Origin of the sequence: Duganella sp. CF402, assembly GCF_900109645.1 — a bacterium.
In the GTDB taxonomy this organism is placed as follows: Bacteria; Pseudomonadota; Gammaproteobacteria; order Burkholderiales; family Burkholderiaceae_D; genus Rugamonas.
Map to the genome: position 1 here is coordinate 3,096,908 of NZ_FOBG01000001.1, position 22,582 is coordinate 3,119,489.

A 22,582-nucleotide genomic window follows, 5' to 3' on the forward strand; every position below is an offset into this window, starting at 1 on the left:
CCCGAGGCAACATGTCTAATCTCTCCCGGCTGATCGGCAGCTTTGTCCGCCAGCACAGCCGCGCTTATATTGTGTCCGGCGCCATGCTGGCCGGCGTCGCCATTCTCAGCATCATGGTGCCGCGCAAGGTCGGCGCCATGATCGACGGACTGGCCAACCATACGCTGTCCGGCAACGCCCTGCTGATGGACATCGGCGCGCTGCTGCTGATCGGCATCGGCATTTACTTCCTGCGCGTCGGCTGGCGGCAGATTCTGTATGGCGCCGCCTATCAGCTCGGCGTCTCGCTGCGCACCCGCCTCTATACCCGCATGACGCTGCAAGGCCCGGCCTTCTACCAGCGCCAGCGCACCGGCGATTTGATGGCGCTCGCCACCAACGATATCGACGCCATCGAGATGGCCGCCGGCGAGGCCATGCTGGCCGGCTTCGACGGCGCCCTCACGCTGGTGATGGTGCTGGGCGTGATGCTGCTCGGCGTCGACTGGCGTCTGGCTTGCATCGCGCTGCTGCCGTTCCCGCTGATGGCGTGGGCATTCTGGTATATCTCCGGCCATATCCACACCGCCTCCACCGATTCGCTCAAGCGCTTTAGCGCGCTCAACGATCATGTGCAGGAAACGCTGTCCGGCGTGCGCACGTTGCGCGCTCTGGGCCTTGAGCAGCGCAGCGCCAAACAGTTTTCCGAGCTGGCCTCCAAGGCCTCCGACGCCAGCCTGCGCGCGCAGGTGTGGGAAGCGGCCTACGAACCGGCCGTCGGCCTGACGCTGACCGCCGCCAGCGGCCTGACGCTGGGCCTCGGCGGCTATCTGGTCTGGCACAACCAGCTGACCATCGGCGCGCTGACCGCGTTCACCATGTATCTCGGCCAGTTGATCTGGCCGATGTTCGCCGCCGGTTGGGTACTGTCGCTGATCGAGCGCGGACGCGCGGCCTGGCAGCGCCTGCAGCCGATGCTCGATGCGCCGCTGGCGGTGGACGATCACGGCACGCTGGCCGCAGTGCCGGCCGGCCCGCTGTCGCTGCACGGCGTCAGCTACGCCTACGCCGAACAAACCCCGCCGGCCATCAGCGATATCACGCTGACGCTGCAGCCGGGCCAGACCCTCGGCCTGGTCGGTCCCACCGGCAGCGGCAAGTCGACGCTGCTGCGCGTGCTGCTGCGCCAACTGACGCCGCAACACGGCAGCGTGCAGTGGAGCGGCCACGCGCTCGACCAATACAAGCTGCACGCGCTGCGCGCCGCCATCAGCTGGGTGCCGCAGGAGTCCTTCCTGTTCTCCGCTTCGATTGCGGACAACATCGCGCTGGCGCGGCCCAACGCCACCCGCGCCCAGGTGGAACATGCCGCCAATCTGGCCGCCATCCACGACGATATCCTGCAGTTCCCGCAAGGGTATGACACGCAGGTCGGCGAGAAAGGCATCACGCTGTCCGGCGGCCAGCGCCAGCGCGTCGCCATCGCCCGCGCGCTGTTGGCCGATAACGATTTGCTGCTGCTCGACGATGCGCTGTCGGCGGTCGATACCGGCACCGAGACGCGCATCCTGCAGCACCTCGAAGAGCTGCGTGAAAAACGCCAGGGCCGCAGTGCGATCATCGCCAGCCACCGCCTCAGCTCCGTGGTCAGCGCCGATCTGATCATCGTGCTGCGCGACGGCCGCATCACCGAAACCGGCAATCACGAACAACTGCTCGCACTGGACGGCTGGTATGCCAGCCAGTGGCGCTATCAACAACTGGAAGCCAGTCTCGATGAAGCCTGAACACCAATCCACCGCCGGCCAGATGCGGCAGGCGATCGCCCTGCTGCGCCGCGCCGCCCGCCCCGACCAGCATCATCTCGGCTGGGCCGTGCTGTGGCTGGCCATCGCCGCCCTGCTCGAAGTGCTCGGCCCCATCATGGGCAAGGCGCTGATCGATGAACACCTGCTGCCGCATCATCTCGACTGGCCGCGCATGGCCGCTCTGCTGGCCGGCGTGGTGCTGACCGGCTGGATCGCCAGCGGCCTGCGCTACCTGCAACTGGTGCGCCTGTCCGGCCTCGCCATGCGCTCGGTGATGCGCTTGCGCGAGATGGTCTATACCCACGTGCTGCTGCTGCCGATGGCCTTCTTCGACCGCGCCATCACCGGCCAGCTGGTGTCGCGCGTGACCAACGATACCGAAGCGGTGAAAAGCCTGTACATCCAGGTGCTGTTCGTGATGCTCGATTCGACCATCGTCCTGGTCGGCACCATGTGCGCGATGGCGTGGCTGGACTGGCGCCTGATGCTGATCGTGCTGGCGCTGCTGCCGGCGGTGCTGCTGATCGTCTGGCTGTACCAGCGCTGGAGCGCGCCGGCCGTCACCCGTGCCCGCGCGCTGCGCAGCGAGATCAATGGCCAGATGGCGGAGTCCATCGGCGGCATGAGCGTGCTGCAAGCGAATAACGCCGAACAGCGCTTCGGCGCGCGCTTCGCCGCCACCAACCAGGACCACTACACCGCGCGCCTGTCCGAGCTGCGCGCCAACGCCTGGCTGCTGCGGCCGGCGCTGGACCTGTTCAACATCATCCTGCTGGGCGCTGTGATTTTCATGTTCGGTCACCGCGAGATGACGGCCACCGAAGTGGGCGTGCTGTACGCTTTCATCAGCTATCTCGCACGCGTGATCGAACCGCTGATCCAGATCACCATGCAGTTCAGCCAATTGCAGCAATCGGTGGTGGCCAGCGCGCGCGTGGCGACGCTGCTCGACGAAGGCGCGGCCAAAGAGCATACCGACCACGCATCGCACGCCGAAGCGGCCAACGACGGCAACGCCCCCGCCGTCGCCATCCGCCATCTCAACTTCGCCTACAACGAAGGCCAGCCGGTGCTGCACGATTTGTCGCTGACGATACCGCAGGGCGATTTCGTCGGCATCGTCGGCCACACCGGCAGCGGCAAATCGACCTTGCTGTCGCTGCTGCTGCGCTTTTATCCGGCGCAGCATGGCAGCATCATGGTGCACGGCGTGCCGCTCGACGCGATCGACAATGAACGCTTCCGCGCCGAGGTCGGGCTGGTGCCGCAGGATCCGTTCCTGCTGGCCGCCTCCGCGCGCGAAAACATCGACATGGGACGCGGCCTGACGCAGGCGCAGATCGAAGCGGCCGCCCGCGCCGCCCACGCGCACGACTTCATCGCCGCGCTGGAACGCGGCTACGACACGCCGCTGGGCGAAGGCGGCTCGCGCCTGTCGGTCGGCCAGAAGCAGCTGATCGCCATCGCCCGCGCGCTGGCCGGCACGCCGCGCATCCTGCTGCTGGACGAAGCCACCTCGCACATCGATTCGCAAACCGAGCAAATCGTGCAGACCGCGCTCGATGAACTGCGCGGCAAGGTGACGGTGATCGCCATCGCGCACCGGCTGTCGACCATCCGCGACGCCGACCGCATCATCGTGCTCAATCATGGCCGCATCGCCGAAACCGGGCCGCACGAGCAGCTGATGCAGATCGACGGCGGCTTGTATCAACGCCTATATCTTTTGCAACAATTGGCCGCGTGAGGAATGAAAACTGTGCGATTTTGACGAAAAATTCGTATCTTTTAAGGCTTTCTCGTCTGCAACAAGCATATAATTGTCTAGACATTGCGGTGCACTCGCGGGGGCGTCAAGTTGGCAGGTTCGAGAAATGACGGATGGTGGCAAACGAAACGGCGCGCCTTGGTTGTCGCCGTTGCGTTGGCGCTGGCTCCCGCCTTGGCGCCGGTCCTGGCACATGCCCAGGCCACGCTCGATGAACGCATCCTCGAGATCCGCGAACAAAGCCGCTTCGTGCCCGACAAGGCGCTGGCCCACCTGCTGAAACTCCAGCCCGAACTGGCCGCCGCCCCTTCCAGCACCCGCGCCGAATTCCTCAGCCAATTGAGCGCCGCACGCATGCGCCTCGGCCAGAACGACGTGGCGATGGAGTCGGCCGAACAAGTCATCGCCTTCGGCAAATCACTGCACGACAACGCCATCATCGCCAAGGGCATGCTGGCCAAGGCTTACGTGCTGTCGGCGCAAGCCGATCTTGAGGGCGCGCACCGCTACGCCTTCGATGCCGAAAAGCTGGCGCTCACCGCGAATGACAACGCGCTCAAGGTGCAGGCCACCGTCACGGCCGGGCAAAGCTACGCGGAACAGGGCAATTTCCCGGCCGCGCTGGTCAAGCTGCAGCATGCGGTGGATATCGCGCGGCCGCCAGCCGGCGATGCTCTCAGCCTGGTGGCGGCGCTGAACGCGCTGGCCAAGCTGCACGTGCAGATGAAGGAGTACGAGAACGCCTCCGAAACGCTGGACGAACTGCTGGCCGAAACCGAGAAACTCAAGTCGCCGGGCCGCATGTCGATGGCGAAGAATACCGAGTACGCGCTGGCGATCGAATCGGGCCAACCGAAGCGCGCCTTGCGCGCGCTGCTGCAAAGCCTGGACATCGAACGCAAGCTGGGTGCCGAGCGCATGGTCGGCATCACGCTGGTCAACCTGTCGGACAGCTACCTGAAAGAACACGACTACGCGCGCGCGGCCCAGTATGCGCAGGAGTCGCTGCGTTCCGCGCAGGAGACCAAGGACATGTCCACCGAAGCGACCGCGCGCCTCAACCTGGGCCAGGCCTACATCGGCATGGGGCGCCTGGCCGAAGGCAAGAAGCAGTACGAAGCCGGCATGACGCGCTACGAGCAGGAGAACAACAAGCCGGACCTGCAAGCGGCCCTGCGCGAATATGGCGAAGCGCTGGAGCGGGCGGGCGACCTGGCCGGCGCGGTATCGGCCTATCACCGCGAACGCGCCATCTCCAACGAGCTGTTTGAAAAGCGCCGCCAGCAAGCCATGCTGGAGCTGCAGGAAAAATACGAGACCGAGAAGAAGCAGCGCCAGATCGAACTCCTGAGCCGCGAAAATCAGGTCAAGGGCGCCGAGATCGACAACCGCCGCCTGCAGCAGCGCGTGTGGTGGCTGCTGGCACTGGTGTTCGCGCTGGCCGCTGCGGTGGTCGGGCTGTTGTACCGCAAGGTGCGGCACACCAATGCGCAGCTGGAGGTGAAGAACCTCGAACTGAAGGCGCAGTCCACGCTCGATCCACTGACCTCGCTGTACAACCGCCGCCACTTCCAGGAATTCATGCGCAGTCTGAATGCCAAGGAACGCAACGACGACATCGTGGGCGCGCTGTTCCTGCTGGACGTCGACCACTTCAAGCATATCAATGACGACTACGGCCACGCGGCCGGCGACGCGGTGCTGAAGATGATCGCAGAGAACCTGCGCATCGCGCTGCGCGAGACCGACATGATCGTGCGCTGGGGCGGCGAAGAATTCCTCGCCTTCCTGCCGGCGATCCCGCGCCACGGGGTGGACGAAGTCGCGCGCCGGATTTTGCTGGGCATCTCGTCGCAATCCCTGAAATACCAGGAGCACGAGATCTCGGTGAATGTATCGGTGGGCTTCTCGCCCTTCCCGCTGGTGCCGGGCGGCGTGCCGCTGCCGTGGGAGCGCGCGGTGAACCTGGTGGATATGGCGCTGTACCTGGCCAAGGCGCACGGCCGCAACCGCGCCTATGGCGTGCGCGGCTTCGAGAACTTCCACCTGACCTCAATGGAAGCCATCGAGCAGGATCTGGAACGCGCCTGGCGCGCCGGTTTCGTGGATTTGAGCGTGGTGCTGGGCGGCGATCCGGGCGCCCATCCGCCGACGCCGACCGAGCACACCAACGTGGTCTCGATCAAGCAGGCGGCGCAAAAGCACTGATTATTTTTTCGAATCGCTCTTCGCTTCGCGCTCTTCGGCGGCGGACTCGATCTTCTGGCCGGCCTCCTCCAGCTTGCGCCCGGCTTCCTTGCTGGCTTCGTTGAGTTTGTCGCTGGCGCGCTGTACCGAATTATCCAGCTTTTTTCCGGCCTGCTCGGTGGCTTGATCCAGCTTGCGGCCCGCGCGCTCAGCCGGCCCGGCCTCGCTCGGATCATCCTTCTTCTGACAGCCGCCCAGCAGCGCCAGCGCGGCCAACATCGTTACCAGATAACGCATGACAGTCTCCTGTAAGAATGGGTTCTTGCCAGCAGCATACAACGCAGCCCGGCATACGCGGCGCACGCCAAGCGATTGCAACATGGCGCCTGCTAAAAAGTTTCAATTTCGAAATATTTCGTGAGTTTTAAAATATTTCCTAGTAGTAAAATGCTTGCACTGATACCAAGTATCACAAGCAATCCTAACCACTACTTCGCCGGATATCCCAACATGTTTCTCGACAAGCTTACCGAAGCACAGCAGGGAGTTGTACTCTCGCTCACCACCACATTGATGAATGCCGACGGAAAAGTCACGCCCCAGGAGACTGCCCTGCTCGATACGCTGCGCCAGCAAATGCGGTCCAGCGTGACGCCGGCCAAGGTGGAATTAAGCGAGTTGCCGACCGTCTTTCCAACGCGGGCGGCGCGGATCGCCATGCTGCTGGAACTGCTGGGTATGGCATTGATTGACAACGAGTACCACGTCAACGAACAAGACTTCATCAGCGCCATCGGCAACGCCTTGCAGATTTCCCAAACCGAGCTGGTAGAAATGGAGAGCTGGGTACGCCGCCAGTTCGCCCTCGTGCGCGAAGCCGAACACTTCATGGAAGACTGATCATGCCTTTACCTCTTCTGTTAGCAGGCGCTGCGATCCTGGCCGGCGGCTACGGCGTCAAAAAAGGCATCGATGCAAAGAGCGATTTCAGCAAGGCCGATTCACTCAACTCCCAGGCCAGAAGCGTCTACCGCGAAGCAAGCGATGGCTTGGACGCCGCGCGCGAGCAGGCGCAGAACGCACTGATGCAACTGGGGAAACTCAAGTTCTCGATCTACGAATCCAAGCTGATTCCGTTCGTTGAAGCCTTCTCCCAGATCAAAGACATCGACTTCCAGGATGAAAAGCTGAAGGAAGAATTCAAGCTGGCAGGGGTGAGCGGCAGCGATTTGCGCGCCATCGAACGCTCGGCAGTGGGCATGCAGCAAGTCGTTACCGGCGGCGTGACCGCGCTCGGCGCCGGCGGCCTGGCCGGACTGGCCGCCTATGGCGGGGTTGGCACGCTGGCCACGACTGCGGGCGGCACCGCCATCGGCAGCCTGGGGGGCGCTGCCGCAACCAACGCCACGCTGGCCTGGCTCGGCGGCGGCGCCCTGAGCGCTGGCGGCTTCGGCATGGCCGGCGGTGCGGCCGTCCTGGGCGGCATCGTGGCGGGTCCGGTGCTGGCCGTGGGCGGCATGATGCTGGCGTCAAAAGCCGAAGAAGCACGGCACAACGCCTCGTCCAACCTGAACAAGGCGCGCATGGCGGCGGAGGAAATGCAGACCGCCACCGTGGCGACCGGCGCGATCCAGAAACGCTTCGCTGAAATTGCATCCGTGCTCAAGAAGCTGAACAAGGAATTCGCGCCCATGCTGGAAGGCTTGCAGCAGCGCGTGGCTGCCGGCAAGAACTACAAACGCTATTCGCGCGCCGACAAGACCGGCGTGATGATGGCAGCGGCGCTGGCGAAAACCATCAAGAATGTGATGGAAGCCCCCGTCATCGACAAGGATGGCGCATTGACCGCCGAGTCGCGCAAGGTCATCGCTGCCGCCAAGCTGCATCTCGCAGAACTGGAGCAGGCGTGAGCAAGCGAGCCGCCGACCGCAAAGGGCCGCATATCCTGGAAGTCCATGCCGCCACGCTGTGCGCGGATGCGCGCACACAGCACATCACCGAGCGCACGCTGGGCGTCATCAGGGATGCCGATGTGCTCATCGAGATTGCGGCCCAGCGCGCCAACATGGCCGCTGAGCTGGGGCAAGGCTTTCAATTGGAACAGCTGGAAGTGGTGAAGTTCAATCTGGACGCGTTGCGAAAAAACAGCGCGCTGAAAGCCGCCACCACGGACAGCCTGGGCATGACCAATCATGAGACGAGCGACGTCATCATCAGCAGAGGCAAGCGGCAGCTCAAGCAGTTCCAGCTCAAATCGGGCGGCAACGCCAGCAGGTCCGCGTTCATGCTGTCCGACCCCAAGTATAAAAATGTCGGGCTGGTCGGGCCATCCGACCAGGAGGCTGAAATCCAGCGCCTGTACCAGCAGCGCATTAAAACCGGCACGCTGAAAGCGGACGATTACAGCAGCGCCAGCAAGCGCCTGCGCAAAGGCGTCGCCGCAGAAAACGTCAGTTCGGGTGGCACCACCTACGACGAGGCACTAGAGGCCACCACAGCCAAAGGCGCCGAAAAAATGGCGGGCAGCTTTGGCCGCAAAGCCATGCTGTCCGAAGCGCATCAGTCCGGCCTGGAAGCCGCCCGTATCGGCGGCGCCATCGCCGGTGGCGTGAGCGGCGTGAGCGGCCTGATCCGGCTGGCGCGCGGCGAGGCCGATGCCGGCGAAATCGTGGCGCAGGTAACGGTCGATGCTGCGAAGGGTTATGCCATCAGCTACGCCTCGGGCGCCATCAGCAAGGCGTCCACCCACGCGGTGCGGGCAGGCTTTGCAAAAATGGGCGGCGCGGCGTTGGGCGAAACGGTCAGCGCCCGTTTCGCCCAGTCGAACGCCCATGTGGCCCTGGCCGCAGGCATCGTGCAAAGCGGGAAATCGCTGGTGCGCTACTTGCATGGCGAGATTGACGAGACCGAACTGATGTCTGAAGTCAGCCATACCGCCATGACCGGCGCGTCGGCGTTCTACTATGGCGCACTGGGCCAGGCGCTGATCCCGGTGCCGGTGCTGGGCGCCTTCGTCGGCTCCACCGTCGGCTATTTTGTCGGCAATATGCTGCATCAGTCAGGCCTGATCAGCCTTGGGGAAACCGCGACGGTGAAAATTGCGCGCGAGCGCAGGGAACGGGTGGAAGCGATCTGCATGACCGCCATCCCCTTGATGCGGGCCCACCGCATCGAACTCGATCAGCTCATCGAGGCGCACTTCGCCAAACGGCGCAAGAAACTGACCGGCGCCTTCGACCAGCTGGAAAGCGCGATGATCGCCTGGAACGGCGACAACTTCCTCGCCAGCCTCCAGCAGGTCAACGAGGAGTTTGGCAGCACCCTCCCCTTCAAGAGCCAGAAGGAGTTTGACGCGATGATGCTGGATGACGATCAGGTGTTTGTCCTGTAATGGATTTTCCATGCACGAAATGCGGCGCCTGCTGCCGCAACGTTCACCTGGCAGAGCAGACCAGAACCCTGGATCGCGGCGATGGCTGTTGCATGCACTATGACGACACCAGCAAGCTTTGTCGGATCTATGACAGCCGGCCGGCGATCTGCCGGGTCGATGTGCAATTTACGCTGCATTATCAATCGCAGATGAGCTGGCAACAATTCTGCGAATTGAACGTCGCCGCCTGCAGCCAACTGGCACAGTGGGAGCAGCAAAAATAAGCGCGCGCTTACCAGCTTATTCGGCGACGATTTTCTTTGGCGGGGGTGGCGGGGCGAAATCGATGGTTTCGGATTGGGGGGCGCTGTCGAGGGCGTCGGATTTTTCCAGCCAGTTCATCAGCTTTTCCATGCGGCGGATCAGGATGCCCTTGTTGCTGATGTAGCCGACCTGCTCGAAGTTCTCGGCCTTGCTGACCATCTTGGACACGGTCGGCATGTTTTCCGCCAGCCGTTCAAACGCCTTGCGCGCCTTTTGTTCCCATTTGGCCAGGTTGGTCTCGTTGAAACGGTTGCTCTCGTAGTAGATGGTTAGCGTTCTGTCATGGTTGCCATAGCCGACAATCGCCGCGCCCATACGCACGGCTTCCAGCACATCGGTCTTGATTGCCGCGGTCGGCACAAACAACGCTGCGCGCCCGGTTTTGTCCGGTCGCTCCAGCGGCAAATCCTGTCCCATGAGTACGGTCATCTTGCTTCCTGTTGTTATTGCCATGAAGTTGCTGGTAGGCTATTTTTTAATTCTATATCGCTCCCTCCGGCAATACAAGGAGAAAGCGTACCTTATAATGCGGGCTATGACGTCTTCTCTGCCCCCATCCGCCACCGATACCGCTGAACGCAATCTGCGCGACACCCTGACCCACGCCATCGAACACCGCGCGCCGCACGCCGCGCTGATCGTCTACGACACCCGCACCGAGCTCAATCGCGTGCTGACCGAGGCTTATCGCCGCGTGGTGCCGGACGCACAGTTCATCGATTTCGACAGCGTGGAGCCGGCCGCGATCCTTGCTATTTTTGAACGCATGCAGGCTGGCGATCTGGTGGTGCTGGTGCAGTCGAGCAGCTTCCGCATGGACGCCTATCGCATCCGCATCGAATTGTTCAAGCGCGGGCTGAAGGTGATCGAGCACGTGCACCTGTCGCGCATGCCCGGCGAGCAAGGCTTGCACTACATCGATGCGCTGGCCTACGATCCGTCATACTACCGTGGCGTGGGCCACGCGTTGAAAGCGCGCATCGACAGCGCGCAACAGGGCGTGGTCGATAGCGGCGACGGCGCGCGACTGGTGTTTGCCTCGCCGTTTGAATCGGCCAAGCTGAATATCGGCGACTACAGCGGCATGACCAACGTCGGCGGCCAGTTCCCGCTGGGTGAAGTGTTCACCGAAGCGCAGGACCTGGAAGCGGTGAGTGGGCGCGCGCGCATCTTCGTATTCGGCGACACCAAGTTTTTGGTCAACCGGCCGCAGACGCCGATCACCATCATCGTTGAAAAAGGCCGCGTGGTCGGCGCTGAAAACAGCACGCCGGAATTCGACAACATGCTGTCCATCATCCGCGAGCATGAAGGCGAAGTGTGGCTGCGCGAACTGGGCTTCGGCATGAACCGCGCGTTCTCGCGCGACTGCATGGTGGACGACATCGGCACCTACGAACGCATGTGCGGCATTCACCTGTCGCTGGGCGCCAAGCACGGCGTCTACACCAAGCCGCAGCTCAAACGCAAAGACGCCCGCTTCCACATCGACGTGTTCGCCGTTACCGAAGGCGTCTACCTCGACGACCAGCGCGTCTATCAGGGCGGCGCCTGGCAAATCGCCTGATCAGCGCTGAACGACTAGGGCCGCCGCGCCAGCAGGTGCGATAGCCGTTGCAGGCCGGCCTGCAAGGGGCCACGGTCCTTGATGCTGCCCAAGGAGATCCGAATTGCATTCGCGAATGCGCTGCCGGTGGCGAATGCCTCTGCCGGCGTGACGGCGATGCCCTCCCCTGCGGCGGCGCGCGCCAGCTCCGATGAGTTCCAATAGGCCGGCAATTCCAGCCATACGTGCAGGCCATCTCCGGTGCCGCTGTAACGGCCTGCCAGGATATCGCGCGCCATCCGGTGGCGCAGGCGCGCTTCCTTGCGTATGCCTTCCATTAATCTGCCTGCCGAACCGTCGACGATCCACTGGGTGGCCAGTGCGGTCGTCAGCGGCGCGGGCATCAGGGCGAATGACCTGAGCGCGGTCAGGAAGCGTTCGCGTTCCAGCGGGTCGCGCAGCAGCACGAAGGCGACGCGCAAACCGGGCGTCAGGCATTTCGACAGGGTTGAGATGTAGACCACCTGTTCCGGCGCCAAGGTGGCAATCGGTGGTGGCGGCGCATCGGCCAGCAGCCAGTAGGGATCGTCCTCGATGATGCGGACTTTGCAGCGCCTGGCGATGCTGGCGATTTCCCTGCGCCGGCGTTGCGGCATGGTGACGGCGGTCGGGTTCTGCAAGGTTGGATTGAGGTAGACCAGCGCAGGCTTGTGCTGGCGGCAGGCTTGCTCCAGCCGCGCGGGCAGCATCCCGTGCTGGTCCGCTTCCACCGCAACGAGGCGGCGGCCGAACTGGATCGCTGCGGCGCGCAGGCCGGGATAGCTGGCCGGCTCTGCGAGAATCACATCGCCCGGCTCCGACAGCGCCAGTAGCAAGGCGGCGATTGCCGCTTGCGCGCCTGGACAGACAAGCAGCTGTTGCGCATCCAGAGGGGCGAACATCGGCGCCAGCCATTGGGCGCCAGCCTGGCGGTCGGAATCGCTGCCGCCGGCCAAGTGGTAAGTCATCAACAATTCAGCGTCGGCCCGCATCAGCACTTGCGACAAGCCCTGTTTTAGCAGGTCGTCAAAGTCCACGCCGTCCGGCGGTGGCGGCGTGTTCATGCTCAGGTCGAGGATGGCGTTCAACTCGACTTTCGGCGCTGCGACATAGGTGCCGCGCGCGCCGCGCCCTTCCAGCAAGTTGCGGCGCCGGGCTTCGTCGTAGGCGCGTGTTATTGTCGTCAGGTCGACGTCCAACTGCGCGGCCAGCTGGCGCTGCGGAGGCAGGCGGTCGCCCGGCTTCAACGAGCCGTCGCCCACCGCCGTTTGCAGGGCATCCGCGATCTGCAAGAAGCGTGGTCCGCCGCGCGTGGCGAGGCGCGGCAGCCAGATCGGCGCATCGCCACCTTGTATGGTTTTTAACTGGGACATTTTGTCTCAATGTATGGATATTGCTTTTCGGTAGTATGCATCAGTAAATAACCTGGAATAAGCAAAATCATGGACTGGATCCCCATCGTCTTCGTGACGTTCAAATTTATCGTGCTCGGCATCGGCATGTTCTACGCCATCAAGTGGCACTACGACCAAGGGAAGAAGGGCAAGCAGGAAGAAGCGCGCGCGGTGCTGCGTGCGACCGTCAAGGTGGCCGCAGTGTTCCTGATATCGCTGCTGACACTCGGGTGGCTCACCTTCGACCTGATCAAACTACTCGGTATGGACTTGACCTTCCCATAAACAGCTAGCGGTCCCACGGCGGGACGGGCTGGTATTCGGCGACGAGGAAGTCGATCAGGGCGCGGACCTTGGGCGATGGCTGGCGGCTGGCGGGATACAGTGCGCTCAGGTGGTTGAGCGGCAGTTCCCAGTCGCTCAGGACCGGCACCAGCGTGCCCTCTTTCAGGCTGCGCCATGCGAGAAAGGTGGTGTTGTAGACGATGCCCAGGCCGCGCTGCGCTGCCTGCTGCAGCACCAGCCCATTGTTGGCGGTGAAGGCGGCGGGCACGCGCACCGACACTTGCTCCTCGCCGCGCGTGAAGTGCCATTGGGTGCCGTCGGTCAGGTGGCTGAAGTGCAGGCAGCGGTGCTGCTGCAAATCCTGTGGCGTGGACGGTACGCCATGCCGCGCCAGGTATTCCGGCGATGCGCACAGCACGGCGCGGCATGGCGCCAACGGCCGCATCGCCAGCGCATGCACGTCCGGGATGCCGCCGACCCGTATCGTCAAATCGAAACCGTGCTCGATCGGATCGAGCAGCGCATCGTCCACATACAGCATCGGTTCCAGCTGCGGGTGCAGCAGCGCAAAGCGCGCCACCGCATCCGCCAGCCATTCGCTGCCGAAGCTGGACGGCGCCTGGATCCGCAGCGGCCCCGCCAGATCGTCGCCGGCTTGCGCAACCACCCGCGCCGCTTCCTGCGCCTGCGCCACGGTCGCCATGCACGGCGCCAGATAGGCCTGGCCAACGTCGGTCAGGCTCACTTCGCGCGTGGAGCGGTGCAGCAGGCGCGCTTGCAGTTTGTGTTCCAGTTGCAGGATGTGCTTGCTCACCATCGCCCGCGTCAGCCCAAGGCGGCGCCCGGCCTCGCTAAAGCTGCGCAGCCTTGCCACTTCGACAAATATCTCCATCGCCCGTAACTGATCCATGCAGCAATTGTCTCCATATTGGCGACAATGTGTCAACCCAATGCCGCAACGAGCCACTGTAAAATGCCTTCATCGTATCTTTCCCACGGGAGCTGGCAATGCTGACAGAGGCACAAAAACAACAATATCGACGCGATGGTTTCATCGTCATCCCCGGCTTCAAGAGCCCGGAAGAAATCGCCGCCCTGCGTGCCCGCGCTGCGCAGATTGTCAACGATTTCGATCCTGCCAACCAGTCCGGCATCTTCAGCACCATCGAGCAGGAAAAGACCACCGACGATTACTTCCTCGGCTCCGACAACACCATCCGCTGCTTCTTCGAGGAAGAAGCCTTCGGCCCGGACGGCCAGCTGAAACAGGCCAAGGAACTGTCGATCAACAAGATCGGCCACGCCATGCACGATCTCGACCCTGCCTTCCGCGCCTTCACCGCCGACGCCCGCCTCGAACAGCTGGCGCGCGAAATCGGCCTGTCCGATCCGAAGGTCTGGCAATCGATGTACATCTTCAAGCAGCCCGGCATCGGCGGCGAAGTGCGCTGGCACCAGGACGCCACCTACTTCGACACCGATCCGGTCAGCGTCACCACCTTCTGGTTCGCGCTGGAAGACGCCACGCTGGACAACGGCTGCATGTGGGCCGAACCGGGCGGCCATCGCGGCCCGATGCGCGAGCGCTTCCTGCGCAACGGCGACGACGTGCGCATGGAAAAACTGAGCGACCTGCCGTGGCCCGACAACAGCACCGCCGTGCCGCTCGAATGCAAGGCCGGCAGCCTGGTATGCTTCCACGGCCTGCTGCCGCACTACAGCGCGCCGAACCGTTCGCCGGTGTCGCGCCACGCCTACACGCTGCACGTGACCGACGGCGCCACCCAATACTCGCCGCAGAACTGGATCCAGCGCGACGACCAACTGCCGGCGCGAGGCTTCCTGTAATGCAGATCCAGATCTTCGCCGCCCACTGGGGCCACCACGAACTGGAGCCGCAAGTCTTCATCGACCGCGCCAAGGCGGCCGGTTTCGACGGCATCGAGATGTCGCTGCCGCTGGACGCCGCGCAGCGCGACGACTGGACCCGCCGCATCGCCGACGCCGGCCTGGCGCTGATCGTCGGCCAGTGGGAGACCGTGTTCCACAAGGACTTCGCGCCGCACAAGGCGGCGCTGGCCGAACTGCTGCACAACGCCTGCGCCGCCAGGCCGCTGCACATCAATTCGCAGACCGGCAAGGACTTCTTCACGCCAGAACAAAACCGCGAACTGCTGGACCTGGCCGACGATATCTCGCGCCAGCACGGCGTGCCGATTTATCACGAGATCCACCGCAGCCGCTTCAGCGGCCACCCGATGCTGCTGCTCCCCTACCTGCAGCAGATGCCCAACCTGCACCTGACCGCCGACCTGTCGCACTGGTGCTGCGCGTGCGAGACGCTGCTGGAAGACCAGCCGGAAACGCTGGCCAGGACCCTGCCGCAGGTGCGCCACATCCACGCCCGCGTCGGCCACGCCCAAGGCCCGCAGGTGGCCGACTTCCGCGCGCCGGAATCGCAGGCCGCACTGGAAGCGCATCTGTCGTGGTGGGATGAAGTGATCCGCCTGCGCCGTGAGGCCGGTGCGGAGCGCATGACGCTGACGCCGGAATTCGGCCCGGTGCCGTACACGCAAACCCTGCCTTACACGCAGAAGGAAGTGTCGAATGCGTGGGAGCTGAACGTGGCCATGCTGGCCCTGCTGCGCCAGCGCTACGCCTGAAGCAGCTCCTCGTCCAGCCAGAGCGGCAGTACCAGCGTCACGCTGGTGCCTTGCGTCGGCACCGACTCGACGCGGATGGTGCCCTTCAATACGCTGGTGACAATGTTATAAACGATATTCATCCCCAGCCCTGAACCGCCCTGCCCCATCTTGGTGGTGAAGAAGGGATCGAAGATCTTGTGGAGCACCACGTCGGTCATGCCGACGCCATTGTCCTTCAGTTGCAGCATCACCAGATCCGCGCCTTCGCGGCGCGCGCTGATCTCCAGCGTGCCGCTCTCGCGCCCATCGAAGCCGTGCAGCAGCGCGTTGCCGATCAAGTTGCTCAGCACCTGGCTCAAGCTGCCCGGATAGGAGTCGAACACCAGGTCGGCCGGCACGTCCACCGTGACCACGCAGCTGGCGCGCCGCAGCTGTGCCGCATAGGTGGCCAGCGTATCGTGCATCACTTCATCCAGGCGGAAGCGGCGCCGGTGACCGCTGGCCTGGTCCACCGCCACCTGCTTGAAGGAGGTGATCAGGTCGGCCGCGCGCGTCAATGAACTGCTCATGATGTCGCACGCCTTGCGCGCATCGTTCAGATGAGACTCCAGCGCCGAGCGCTTCAAGCCGCCGTCCTCTTTCAAGCGCCGCTCGAAATCGCGCACCATGTCGCCCAGCGCGCTGGCGGTCAGCAGGCTGTTGCCGATCGGCGTATTCAACTCGTGCGCCACGCCGGCCACCAAGGCGCCTAGCGACGCCATCTTCTCCGAGGTTTGCAGATTGGTTTGCGCCTGCTTGAGCGTGGCCACCACGCGCGACAAATCGTTGCGCGCCTCTTCCACATTGCTCTTCTGGCGCTCCAGCTCTTTCAGGCTGAATTCCAGCCCATGCCGCGCCACCGACTCGCGCCGGTTGACCACCAGCAGCGCCGCGATCAACGCGCTGATCACCACGCCGACGATCGCGATCAACACCACCGGCAGCTGCGAGCGGCCGTAGCGCGAGCCGGCGCGGCCTTCAAACTTGATGATCCAGTTGCGCTGGCCGACCGGCAGCACGGTGCTGGTGCTCAGGCCCGGCACCAGGTCGGCCCGCTCCTGGTTGGACTCGGCCCGCCCATCGCTGTCATACAGCAGCGTATCGACGTCGGGCGCCGGCGGCTGGCCGGTCTGCAGGCCGGCGTCCTCGATGCGCACGTGCATGTGTTCCAGCAGCGAAGGATCGACGATCTCGCGCATCAGGGTATTCATGCGGAACACGATGGCCACAAAACCCACCAGCGCTTCGCGCCGCTGCGCCGTGGTGCCGAGCGGCAGATCCTTGCGGTACACCGGCGCGCGCGCCACGAAACCCGGTTCGCCGCTGGCGTCCTGCACCAGCGTGATGCGCTCGGTGGCGACAATCTCGCCGCTGTCGCGCCCCAGCTCCAGCGCGCGCAGGTGCTGCGGCAGGGCCGACAAATCCAGCCCGAAGGCGTTCTCGTTGCCCTTCAGCGGTTCGGTGTATTCGATGATGTAGTGCAGCGGGCGCACGCTGGCCGGATGCAGATGGAAATTCGGATAGCCGCCGGCATCCACGCTGGTGTCGCGCTTGACGCGCTCCACAAACGCCGGCAGCTCGGCCTCCGGCACCGGCCGCACGAATTGCAAGGCCTGGAAACCGGGATAGCGCCGGTCGATTTTCAGCTCGGTGACGAAACGGTGGAAGTGCAGCCGGTCGATGCGGTCGTTGACCGCGTACACGCCGCGCATGCCGTGCAGCGTGTCGAAATAGATTTGCATGCGGTTCTGCGTGTCGCGCGCCACCTTCTCGGCGTCGCGCTGGAAGCCGGCGCGCACTTGCAGCTTCTGCTGCTCCTCCAGCACAAAGTAGCAGGTCCAGGCAGTCAGGCAGATCCCGACAAAGAAAGCCAGGTAACCGCGCCCGCGTACCATGATCAGGCAGGATCGCTGTAACGTTCGGCGATGGACATGAACTCCTCTTCCACCGTCAGCATGGCGTCGACCACGTCCGGGTCGAAGTGCTCGCCGCTTCCCTGCCGTATCATCTCCATTGCGGTTTCGTGGGTGAAGGCCGGCTTGTAGACGCGCTTGGAAATCAGCGCGTCGTACACATCGGCCACCGCCATCAGGCGCGCCGACATCGGGATGGCGTCGCCCGCCAGCCCCTGCGGATAGCCGGAGCCGTCGTACTTTTCCTGGTGCGACCAGGTGATCTCGCGCGCATAGCGCAGGAAGGTGTTGGTGTAGCCCAGCGCCTGCTCGACGTTGACGATGGCGTCGCGGCCATGCACCGTGTGCCGCTTCATGATCTCGAACTCCTCGTCGCTCAGGCGTTCCGGCTTGAGCAGGATGGCGTCCGGGATCTGCACCTTGCCGATATCGTGCAGCGGCGCGGCCTTGAACAACGCCTTGATATTGGCGTCGCTCAGTTCCTCCTCGAAGCGCTTGTGGGTTTGCAGCTGGCGCGCCAGCGCCACCATATAGTGCTGCACCCGGCGCAGGTGGTTGGCGGTTTCGTATTCGCGCATTTCGGCCAGCGAGGCCATCGCCCAGATCATCGCGTCGAGCATCTGGCTCAGTTCCGCCGTGACTTCTTCCACCACGTCTTCCAGCAGGTTGCGCTGCTGCTTGAGCAGTTCGCGCGAATGGCGCAGCTGCAGATGGGTGTCGACGCGCGCGCGCAGCACGGCGCCCAGCACCGGCTTGGCCACCACCTCGGCGGCGCCGGCTTCGAACGCGCGCAATTCGTCGGCCTCGCGCTGCAGGATGATGACCGGGATGGCGGCGGTGTCGGGACTGGATTTGAGCTGCTGGCAGACGCTGTAGCCGTCGATGCCGGGCAGGTTGGCGTCGGCCACCACCAGGTGCGGGCGCGGGATGTGCTGCATGATGTCCAGCGCCGCGCGGCCACTGTTGGCCAGCCGGACCTCATACTGATCTTCCAGCATGCCGTTCATCTGGATCAGTTGGTCCGTAGCTTCATCGACAATCAGTACGATGGCCTTTTTGACATTCATCTGCCGCCACTCCCCCTAGTGTTCTAGTAGCCATCATAAACTATTTGCCGCCGTTAGCTTGCAATTATATAGCGCACTACCTATACTAAGTGGATGGAAACCCACACCGCCCCTTCTGCCGCCGTCCCGCAGCTCGATGCGCAGCTCTGCTTCGCCCTGTATTCAACCTCGCTGGCGATGAGCAAGCTGTATCGCAAGCTGCTGCGCGGCCTCGGCCTCACCTATTCCCAGTACCTGGTCATGATGGTGCTGTGGGAAAAAAACGAACTGACCGTGTCGGAGGTGGGCGAACGCCTGTTCCTCGACTCGGCCACCCTGACCCCGCTGCTGAAACGCATGGAGGCGGCCGAACTGCTGACCCGCACCCGCGCCGCCAACGACGAGCGCCAGGTCATCATCAAGCTGACGCCGCACGGCGACGCGCTGCGCCACGAAGCGGCCAAGCTGCCGCCGTCCATCCTGCAAGCGACCCAGTGCACGCTGGACCAGGTGGTCGGCATGAAGCAGCAGCTGGACGAACTGCGTTCCAGCCTGATGAACGCCTCCACCTGAACATGATGACGACACCACTCTACACGCCGCTGGCCGACGCGGCCACTGCCTTGCGCAACCACGGCTACGCCCTGCTGCGGCCGCAGGATGTGGCCGCGCTGGCCCAGGTGCCGCTGGCCGCGCTCGACGCCCTGATCCCGAGCTGGGACACGCTGGCACTGGACAACTACCTGAAGGACGGCGGCCGCTACCGCCGCCGCCGCCACTCCTGCTTCGTGCAGCAAGGCCGCCAGCTGACCCAGACCGCGCACCGCGCCCACTGGCAGCCGCTCGAATACAACGCCCTGCACGGCGGCATGCACCGCCTGTTCGAGCCGGTGCTGCCGGCCACCGTCACCCAGCCGGGATGGGCGGCGCTGATCACGTCCATCGGCCAGCTGTGCAGCGCAGCGCGCAAGCACAGCGACACGGCCGCGCCGTGGTACGTTGAGGCGCACCAGTTCCGCATCGACACCACCGACGGCATCGGCCGCCCCACCCCGGAAGGCGCGCACCGCGACGGCGTCGATTTCGTGGCGGTGCTGCTGGTGGCGCGCGAGGGCATCAAGGGCGGCGAGACGCGGGTGTTCGAGGCCGACGGCCCCAATGGCAAGCGCTTCACCATGACCGCGCCGTGGACCCTGCTGCTGCTGGACGATGCGACTGTCATCCACGAATCCACGCCGATCCAGCCGCTGGCCGGGCATGGCCACCGCGACACGCTGGTATTGACCTGGCGCGCCGGCGCCTTCCAGGGCGAGGAAACTTCCCCCGAGGGTTCCACTGCGAGGGCGAATCCGATATAGTCTGTACAGCTAACTATGCACCAGGAGGGTGGTCTGTGGACACCAGCTACGAAATACAGCCTGATGAAATTGAAATCCTGATCGTCGAGGACAGCCCCACCCAGGCTGAACGACTACGCCGCCTGATCCAGTCGATGCGCTATGGCGCGCGCGTGGCGCCCAATGGCAAGCTGGCGCTGGAGGCGATCCGCGAGCGCAAGCCGCACCTGGTGCTGTCCGACATCGTGATGCCGGAAATGGATGGCTATACGCTGTGCCGCGCCATCAAGGCCGACGAGGAGCTGCGCGACATCCCGGTGATCCTGGTGACCTCGCTGATGGACCCGAAGGACATCATCCGCGGCATCGAATGCGGCGCCGACAACTTCATCCGCAAGCCGTACGCCGAAGACTATCTGCTCAACCGCATCGGCCACATGCTGATGAACCAGAAGCTGCGCAAGAACCAGAACATGGAGATCGGCATCGCGCTCTACCTGGGCGAGCAGAAGCACTTCATCAACGCCGACCGCCAGCAAATCCTCGACCTGCTCATCTCGACTTACGAGCAGGCGGTGCAGGTCAACGCCGAGCTGCAGGCGCGCGAGCGCCAGGTGATCGAACTGAATATGCGCCTGGCCCACCACGCCGGCGAACTGGAAACCATCAACCGCGAAATCGCGCTGAAGAACCTGGAACTGGCCGAGGCCAGCCGCATGAAATCGGCCTTCATCGCCAATATGTCGCATGAACTGCGCACCCCGCTCAACGCCATCATCGGCTTCACCGGCGCGCTGCTGATGAAGCTGCCCGGCCCGCTGACCGACGAACAGGACAAACAGCTCAACACCATCCGCACCAGCGCGCGCCACCTGCTCTCGCTGATCAACGACATCCTCGACGTCGCCAAGATCGAGGCCGGCAAGGTCACGCTGGAACTGGAAACCGTGCAATGCCAGGAGCTGGTCAAGGACGTGGTCGACACGCTGCGGCCGCTGGCCCTGCAAAAAAACCTGGCGCTGGAAATGGAACTGGCCGCGCCCGCCGTCGTGCTGGAAACCGACCGCCGCGCACTGACGCAGATCCTGCTCAACCTTGGCAACAACGCCATCAAGTTCACCGAAACCGGCACCGTGCGCGTCACGCTGGCCGAGCGCAGCGGCGACAGCGGCAAGGGCGTGATCGAATTCTCGGTGGCCGACAGCGGCGCCGGCATCCGCGAGGAAGACCAGGCCAAGCTGTTCCAGGCCTTTTCCCAGCTCGACTCGACCTCGACCCGGCACGCCGAAGGCGCCGGCCTGGGCCTGTACCTGTGCCAGAACCTGGCCAACCTGATCGGCGGCTCGCTGTTCTTCAAGAGCGACTTCGGCCACGGCAGCACCTTCACCCTGGCCTTGCCGAAGCAGGCTTAGTTTGCATCGCAACAAATATTGCTTAAAAATCCACCTCTATAGAGGGATCAACAACGTAGTTCTACGGTATTGCGGCGCAACATAAAGAGGAGTATATTAGGAACTGTCTCCTCCAACCGTTCGCTGAACATTGGAATTCAACCCGCACCGTGTGGTCGCGGGTTTTTTTTTGCCCGGCGTCGCCAGGCGGGCGTGAGAATTGGTGAGCTTTGCCACAGTGCAAAACCTCTATACTGCCCGGCATGGATTCCTTCACCCTGGTCATCGTCTCCGCGCTAGCGAGCACCATCATGGCGGTCACGATGTACCTGCTGCATCGTGCCAGCCGGCGCACGCCCTGCCTGCTCGACTGGTCGGCCGCCGGGCTGAGCTTCCTGTGCTCCAATCTCATCGCCCTGCTGGCCATGCACAGCCAGCTGCCATTCGTGCTGGCGCCGGGCATCGCCAATGTGTTCTATGTCGGCGGCCACTACCTGATCCTGGCCGGCGTGCGCCGCCACCTCGGGCTGCGGCCGCGCTACGACTGGCTGGCCGCGCTGGCCGTGGTGATCCTGCTGCTGCACGCCACCGAATTTGCCCACGGCGCGGTCGGCCACCGGCTGATGCTGCTGACGCCGTTCGTGGCCGCCATCAACGCCGCCGTGGTGTGGACCTTGCGGCGCCAGCCCGACGACGCCGCGCGCGGCTCCTACCTGCCGCTGATGGTGGTGGAAGCGGCCTTCATGGCCCAGCTGTCGGTGCGCGCGCTGTACCTGGCGCTGGGCCAGCCGCCGCTGCTGACCTTCATGGGCAACCAGATCTGGCAGACCGCCGGCTCGCTGGCGGTGCTGGCCTTCCTGTCGCTGGCCAATATGTGCTGCGCGCTGATCGTGATCCGCCACCAGGAACTGGCGCTGCGCAGCGCCTCGCTGACCGACAGCCTGACCGGCTGGCTGAATCGCCGCGCCCTGCTCGACATGGCCGAACGCGAATTCCAGCGCCACCGCCGCAGCGCCGAAGCGCTGCACTTCCTCACCTTCGACATCGACCACTTCAAGCCCATCAACGACCAGCACGGCCACGCCGTGGGCGACGCCGCCATCCGCCACGTGACCACGGTGGCGGCGCAGGCGTTGCGCGGCTACGACGCGCGCTTCCGCATCGGCGGCGAAGAGTTCGCGGTGCTGATCACCGGCGAGGGCGAGGTGCGCCAGATCGGCGAGCGCCTGCGCGCGCTGATCGAACACAGCCCGATGGTCATCGACGGCCAGCGCCTGACGCTGACCGTCAGCCTCGGTGTCGCCGCCTGCCTGGCGGACGACCTGCAATGGGACGAAGCGCTGCGCCGCGCCGACCAGGCGCTGTACCACGCCAAACGCCGCGGCCGCAATCGCCTCAGCGTCTACGGCGAAGATTTGCTGCCGCCCGCCGTCGCTCGCCAAGCCTGATTCCCTCCCCCCGCTGAAAATTTTTCAAATGCTGCAATATTTGCAGCAGGCCCACGTCTA

21 protein-coding genes are annotated in these 22,582 nt (G+C 64.1%); 15 read left to right on the top strand and 6 right to left on the bottom strand.

Annotated elements, in window-relative coordinates; all coding sequences use genetic code 11:
• The first annotated feature begins 11 nt into the window (after positions 1 to 11).
• From BMZ70_RS13890 to BMZ70_RS13900, 3 genes are all read left to right on the top strand, one after another.
• The gene (locus tag BMZ70_RS13890) at positions 12 to 1,766 is read left to right on the top strand and encodes an ABC transporter transmembrane domain-containing protein (protein WP_092275155.1); all 1,755 of its coding nucleotides are present in this window, start codon (positions 12 to 14) and stop codon (positions 1,764 to 1,766) included.
• On the top strand, positions 1,756 to 3,534 hold the full coding sequence (locus BMZ70_RS13895; RefSeq protein WP_092275158.1) for an ABC transporter ATP-binding protein: 1,779 nt from the start codon (positions 1,756 to 1,758) through the stop codon (positions 3,532 to 3,534). Before BMZ70_RS13890 ends, BMZ70_RS13895 begins: the two co-directional genes overlap by 11 nt.
• Before the next feature lie 159 nt (positions 3,535 to 3,693).
• Positions 3,694 to 5,763: a tetratricopeptide repeat-containing diguanylate cyclase gene (locus tag BMZ70_RS13900; protein WP_307183912.1), complete on the top strand. Its 2,070-nt coding sequence runs from the start codon at positions 3,694 to 3,696 to the stop codon at positions 5,761 to 5,763.
• On the opposite strand, the gene BMZ70_RS13905 is transcribed toward BMZ70_RS13900, so the two are convergent.
• Positions 5,764 to 6,039, bottom strand: a complete 276-nt coding sequence (locus tag BMZ70_RS13905; protein WP_092275163.1) for a hypothetical protein — start codon at positions 6,037 to 6,039, stop codon at positions 5,764 to 5,766.
• A gap of 213 nt (positions 6,040 to 6,252) precedes the next feature.
• Here BMZ70_RS13905 and BMZ70_RS13910 point away from each other — a divergent pair, with 213 nt between their 5' ends.
• From BMZ70_RS13910 to BMZ70_RS13925, 4 genes are read left to right on the top strand one after another with little or no spacing between them, the layout of a single operon-like run.
• Positions 6,253 to 6,642 (top strand): tellurite resistance TerB family protein, encoded by a 390-nt coding sequence (locus tag BMZ70_RS13910; protein ID WP_130300773.1) that lies wholly within the window; start codon positions 6,253 to 6,255, stop codon positions 6,640 to 6,642.
• 2 nt (positions 6,643 to 6,644) lie between these two features.
• On the top strand, positions 6,645 to 7,652 hold the full coding sequence (locus BMZ70_RS13915) for a hypothetical protein (protein ID WP_092275169.1): 1,008 nt from the start codon (positions 6,645 to 6,647) through the stop codon (positions 7,650 to 7,652).
• Positions 7,649 to 9,133 (top strand): hypothetical protein, encoded by a 1,485-nt coding sequence (locus BMZ70_RS13920; protein ID WP_092275172.1) that lies wholly within the window; start codon positions 7,649 to 7,651, stop codon positions 9,131 to 9,133. Before BMZ70_RS13915 ends, BMZ70_RS13920 begins: the two co-directional genes overlap by 4 nt.
• The gene (locus BMZ70_RS13925) at positions 9,133 to 9,399 is read left to right on the top strand and encodes a YkgJ family cysteine cluster protein (RefSeq protein ID WP_092275174.1); all 267 of its coding nucleotides are present in this window, start codon (positions 9,133 to 9,135) and stop codon (positions 9,397 to 9,399) included. Before BMZ70_RS13920 ends, BMZ70_RS13925 begins: the two co-directional genes overlap by 1 nt.
• A gap of 16 nt (positions 9,400 to 9,415) precedes the next feature.
• Here the strand turns inward: BMZ70_RS13925 and BMZ70_RS13930 are convergent, their stop codons facing one another.
• Positions 9,416 to 9,868: a hypothetical protein gene (locus BMZ70_RS13930; protein WP_092275177.1), complete on the bottom strand. Its 453-nt coding sequence runs from the start codon at positions 9,866 to 9,868 to the stop codon at positions 9,416 to 9,418.
• A gap of 106 nt (positions 9,869 to 9,974) precedes the next feature.
• Between BMZ70_RS13930 and BMZ70_RS13935 the strand changes: the two genes are divergently transcribed.
• Entirely contained in the window at positions 9,975 to 11,006 is a 1,032-nt protein-coding gene (locus BMZ70_RS13935; protein WP_229205402.1) for a M29 family metallopeptidase, read from the top strand.
• Positions 11,007 to 11,020: 14 nt separating this feature from the next.
• Here BMZ70_RS13935 and BMZ70_RS13940 read toward each other — a convergent pair whose 3' ends face one another.
• Positions 11,021 to 12,397 (bottom strand): aminotransferase-like domain-containing protein, encoded by a 1,377-nt coding sequence (locus BMZ70_RS13940; RefSeq protein WP_092275183.1) that lies wholly within the window; start codon positions 12,395 to 12,397, stop codon positions 11,021 to 11,023.
• A gap of 69 nt (positions 12,398 to 12,466) precedes the next feature.
• Here BMZ70_RS13940 and BMZ70_RS13945 point away from each other — a divergent pair, with 69 nt between their 5' ends.
• On the top strand, positions 12,467 to 12,703 hold the full coding sequence (locus tag BMZ70_RS13945) for a hypothetical protein (RefSeq protein ID WP_092275186.1): 237 nt from the start codon (positions 12,467 to 12,469) through the stop codon (positions 12,701 to 12,703).
• Between the two features lie 4 nt (positions 12,704 to 12,707).
• On the opposite strand, the gene BMZ70_RS13950 is transcribed toward BMZ70_RS13945, so the two are convergent.
• The gene (locus BMZ70_RS13950; protein ID WP_229205403.1) at positions 12,708 to 13,613 is read right to left on the bottom strand and encodes a LysR family transcriptional regulator; all 906 of its coding nucleotides are present in this window, start codon (positions 13,611 to 13,613) and stop codon (positions 12,708 to 12,710) included.
• Between the two features lie 98 nt (positions 13,614 to 13,711).
• On the opposite strand from BMZ70_RS13950, the gene BMZ70_RS13955 reads away from it, so the two are divergent.
• Entirely contained in the window at positions 13,712 to 14,551 is an 840-nt protein-coding gene (locus BMZ70_RS13955; protein WP_092275192.1) for a phytanoyl-CoA dioxygenase family protein, read from the top strand.
• The gene (locus BMZ70_RS13960; protein WP_092275195.1) at positions 14,551 to 15,366 is read left to right on the top strand and encodes a sugar phosphate isomerase/epimerase family protein; all 816 of its coding nucleotides are present in this window, start codon (positions 14,551 to 14,553) and stop codon (positions 15,364 to 15,366) included. Before BMZ70_RS13955 ends, BMZ70_RS13960 begins: the two co-directional genes overlap by 1 nt.
• Here the strand turns inward: BMZ70_RS13960 and BMZ70_RS13965 are convergent.
• Positions 15,357 to 17,282 carry a CHASE domain-containing protein gene (locus BMZ70_RS13965; RefSeq protein WP_092275198.1) on the bottom strand — a complete coding sequence of 642 codons (1,926 nt, stop codon included), beginning with the start codon at positions 17,280 to 17,282 and terminating at the stop codon, positions 15,357 to 15,359. The genes BMZ70_RS13960 and BMZ70_RS13965 overlap by 10 nt on opposite strands.
• Positions 17,283 to 17,284: 2 nt before the next feature.
• Entirely contained in the window at positions 17,285 to 18,367 is a 1,083-nt protein-coding gene (locus tag BMZ70_RS13970; RefSeq protein WP_092275201.1) for an HD-GYP domain-containing protein, read from the bottom strand.
• Positions 18,368 to 18,460: 93 nt separating this feature from the next.
• Here BMZ70_RS13970 and BMZ70_RS13975 point away from each other — a divergent pair, with 93 nt between their 5' ends.
• The 4 genes from BMZ70_RS13975 to BMZ70_RS13990 all read left to right on the top strand — a co-directional run bounded on the left by BMZ70_RS13975 (position 18,461) and on the right by BMZ70_RS13990 (position 22,522).
• On the top strand, positions 18,461 to 18,919 hold the full coding sequence (locus tag BMZ70_RS13975) for a MarR family winged helix-turn-helix transcriptional regulator (protein ID WP_092275204.1): 459 nt from the start codon (positions 18,461 to 18,463) through the stop codon (positions 18,917 to 18,919).
• A gap of 5 nt (positions 18,920 to 18,924) precedes the next feature.
• The gene (locus BMZ70_RS13980) at positions 18,925 to 19,704 is read left to right on the top strand and encodes a 2OG-Fe dioxygenase family protein (protein ID WP_092277835.1); all 780 of its coding nucleotides are present in this window, start codon (positions 18,925 to 18,927) and stop codon (positions 19,702 to 19,704) included.
• Between the two features lie 35 nt (positions 19,705 to 19,739).
• Positions 19,740 to 21,095, top strand: a complete 1,356-nt coding sequence (locus BMZ70_RS13985; protein ID WP_092275207.1) for a hybrid sensor histidine kinase/response regulator — start codon at positions 19,740 to 19,742, stop codon at positions 21,093 to 21,095.
• 242 nt (positions 21,096 to 21,337) lie between these two features.
• Positions 21,338 to 22,522, top strand: coding sequence for a GGDEF domain-containing protein (locus tag BMZ70_RS13990; RefSeq protein ID WP_092275209.1), 1,185 nt, complete (start codon positions 21,338 to 21,340; stop codon positions 22,520 to 22,522).
• Positions 22,523 to 22,582 lie beyond the last annotated feature (60 nt).

Coding starts and splice junctions, on each gene's coding strand:
- BMZ70_RS13940 (WP_092275183.1), bottom strand. CDS start 12,397: ATGTCCCAGTTAAAAACCATACAAGGTGGCGATGCGCCGATCTGGCTG.
- BMZ70_RS13915 (WP_092275169.1), top strand. CDS start 6,645: ATGCCTTTACCTCTTCTGTTAGCAGGCGCTGCGATCCTGGCCGGCGGC.
- BMZ70_RS13905 (WP_092275163.1), bottom strand. CDS start 6,039: ATGCGTTATCTGGTAACGATGTTGGCCGCGCTGGCGCTGCTGGGCGGC.
- BMZ70_RS13935 (WP_229205402.1), top strand. CDS start 9,975: ATGACGTCTTCTCTGCCCCCATCCGCCACCGATACCGCTGAACGCAAT.
- BMZ70_RS13965 (WP_092275198.1), bottom strand. CDS start 17,282: ATGGTACGCGGGCGCGGTTACCTGGCTTTCTTTGTCGGGATCTGCCTG.
- BMZ70_RS13955 (WP_092275192.1), top strand. CDS start 13,712: ATGCTGACAGAGGCACAAAAACAACAATATCGACGCGATGGTTTCATC.
- BMZ70_RS13890 (WP_092275155.1), top strand. CDS start 12: ATGTCTAATCTCTCCCGGCTGATCGGCAGCTTTGTCCGCCAGCACAGC.
- BMZ70_RS13980 (WP_092277835.1), top strand. CDS start 18,925: ATGACGACACCACTCTACACGCCGCTGGCCGACGCGGCCACTGCCTTG.
- BMZ70_RS13910 (WP_130300773.1), top strand. CDS start 6,253: ATGTTTCTCGACAAGCTTACCGAAGCACAGCAGGGAGTTGTACTCTCG.
- BMZ70_RS13960 (WP_092275195.1), top strand. CDS start 14,551: ATGCAGATCCAGATCTTCGCCGCCCACTGGGGCCACCACGAACTGGAG.
- BMZ70_RS13950 (WP_229205403.1), bottom strand. CDS start 13,613: ATGGATCAGTTACGGGCGATGGAGATATTTGTCGAAGTGGCAAGGCTG.
- BMZ70_RS13990 (WP_092275209.1), top strand. CDS start 21,338: ATGGATTCCTTCACCCTGGTCATCGTCTCCGCGCTAGCGAGCACCATC.
- BMZ70_RS13975 (WP_092275204.1), top strand. CDS start 18,461: ATGGAAACCCACACCGCCCCTTCTGCCGCCGTCCCGCAGCTCGATGCG.
- BMZ70_RS13970 (WP_092275201.1), bottom strand. CDS start 18,367: ATGAATGTCAAAAAGGCCATCGTACTGATTGTCGATGAAGCTACGGAC.
- BMZ70_RS13925 (WP_092275174.1), top strand. CDS start 9,133: ATGGATTTTCCATGCACGAAATGCGGCGCCTGCTGCCGCAACGTTCAC.
- BMZ70_RS13895 (WP_092275158.1), top strand. CDS start 1,756: ATGAAGCCTGAACACCAATCCACCGCCGGCCAGATGCGGCAGGCGATC.
- BMZ70_RS13945 (WP_092275186.1), top strand. CDS start 12,467: ATGGACTGGATCCCCATCGTCTTCGTGACGTTCAAATTTATCGTGCTC.
- BMZ70_RS13930 (WP_092275177.1), bottom strand. CDS start 9,868: ATGACCGTACTCATGGGACAGGATTTGCCGCTGGAGCGACCGGACAAA.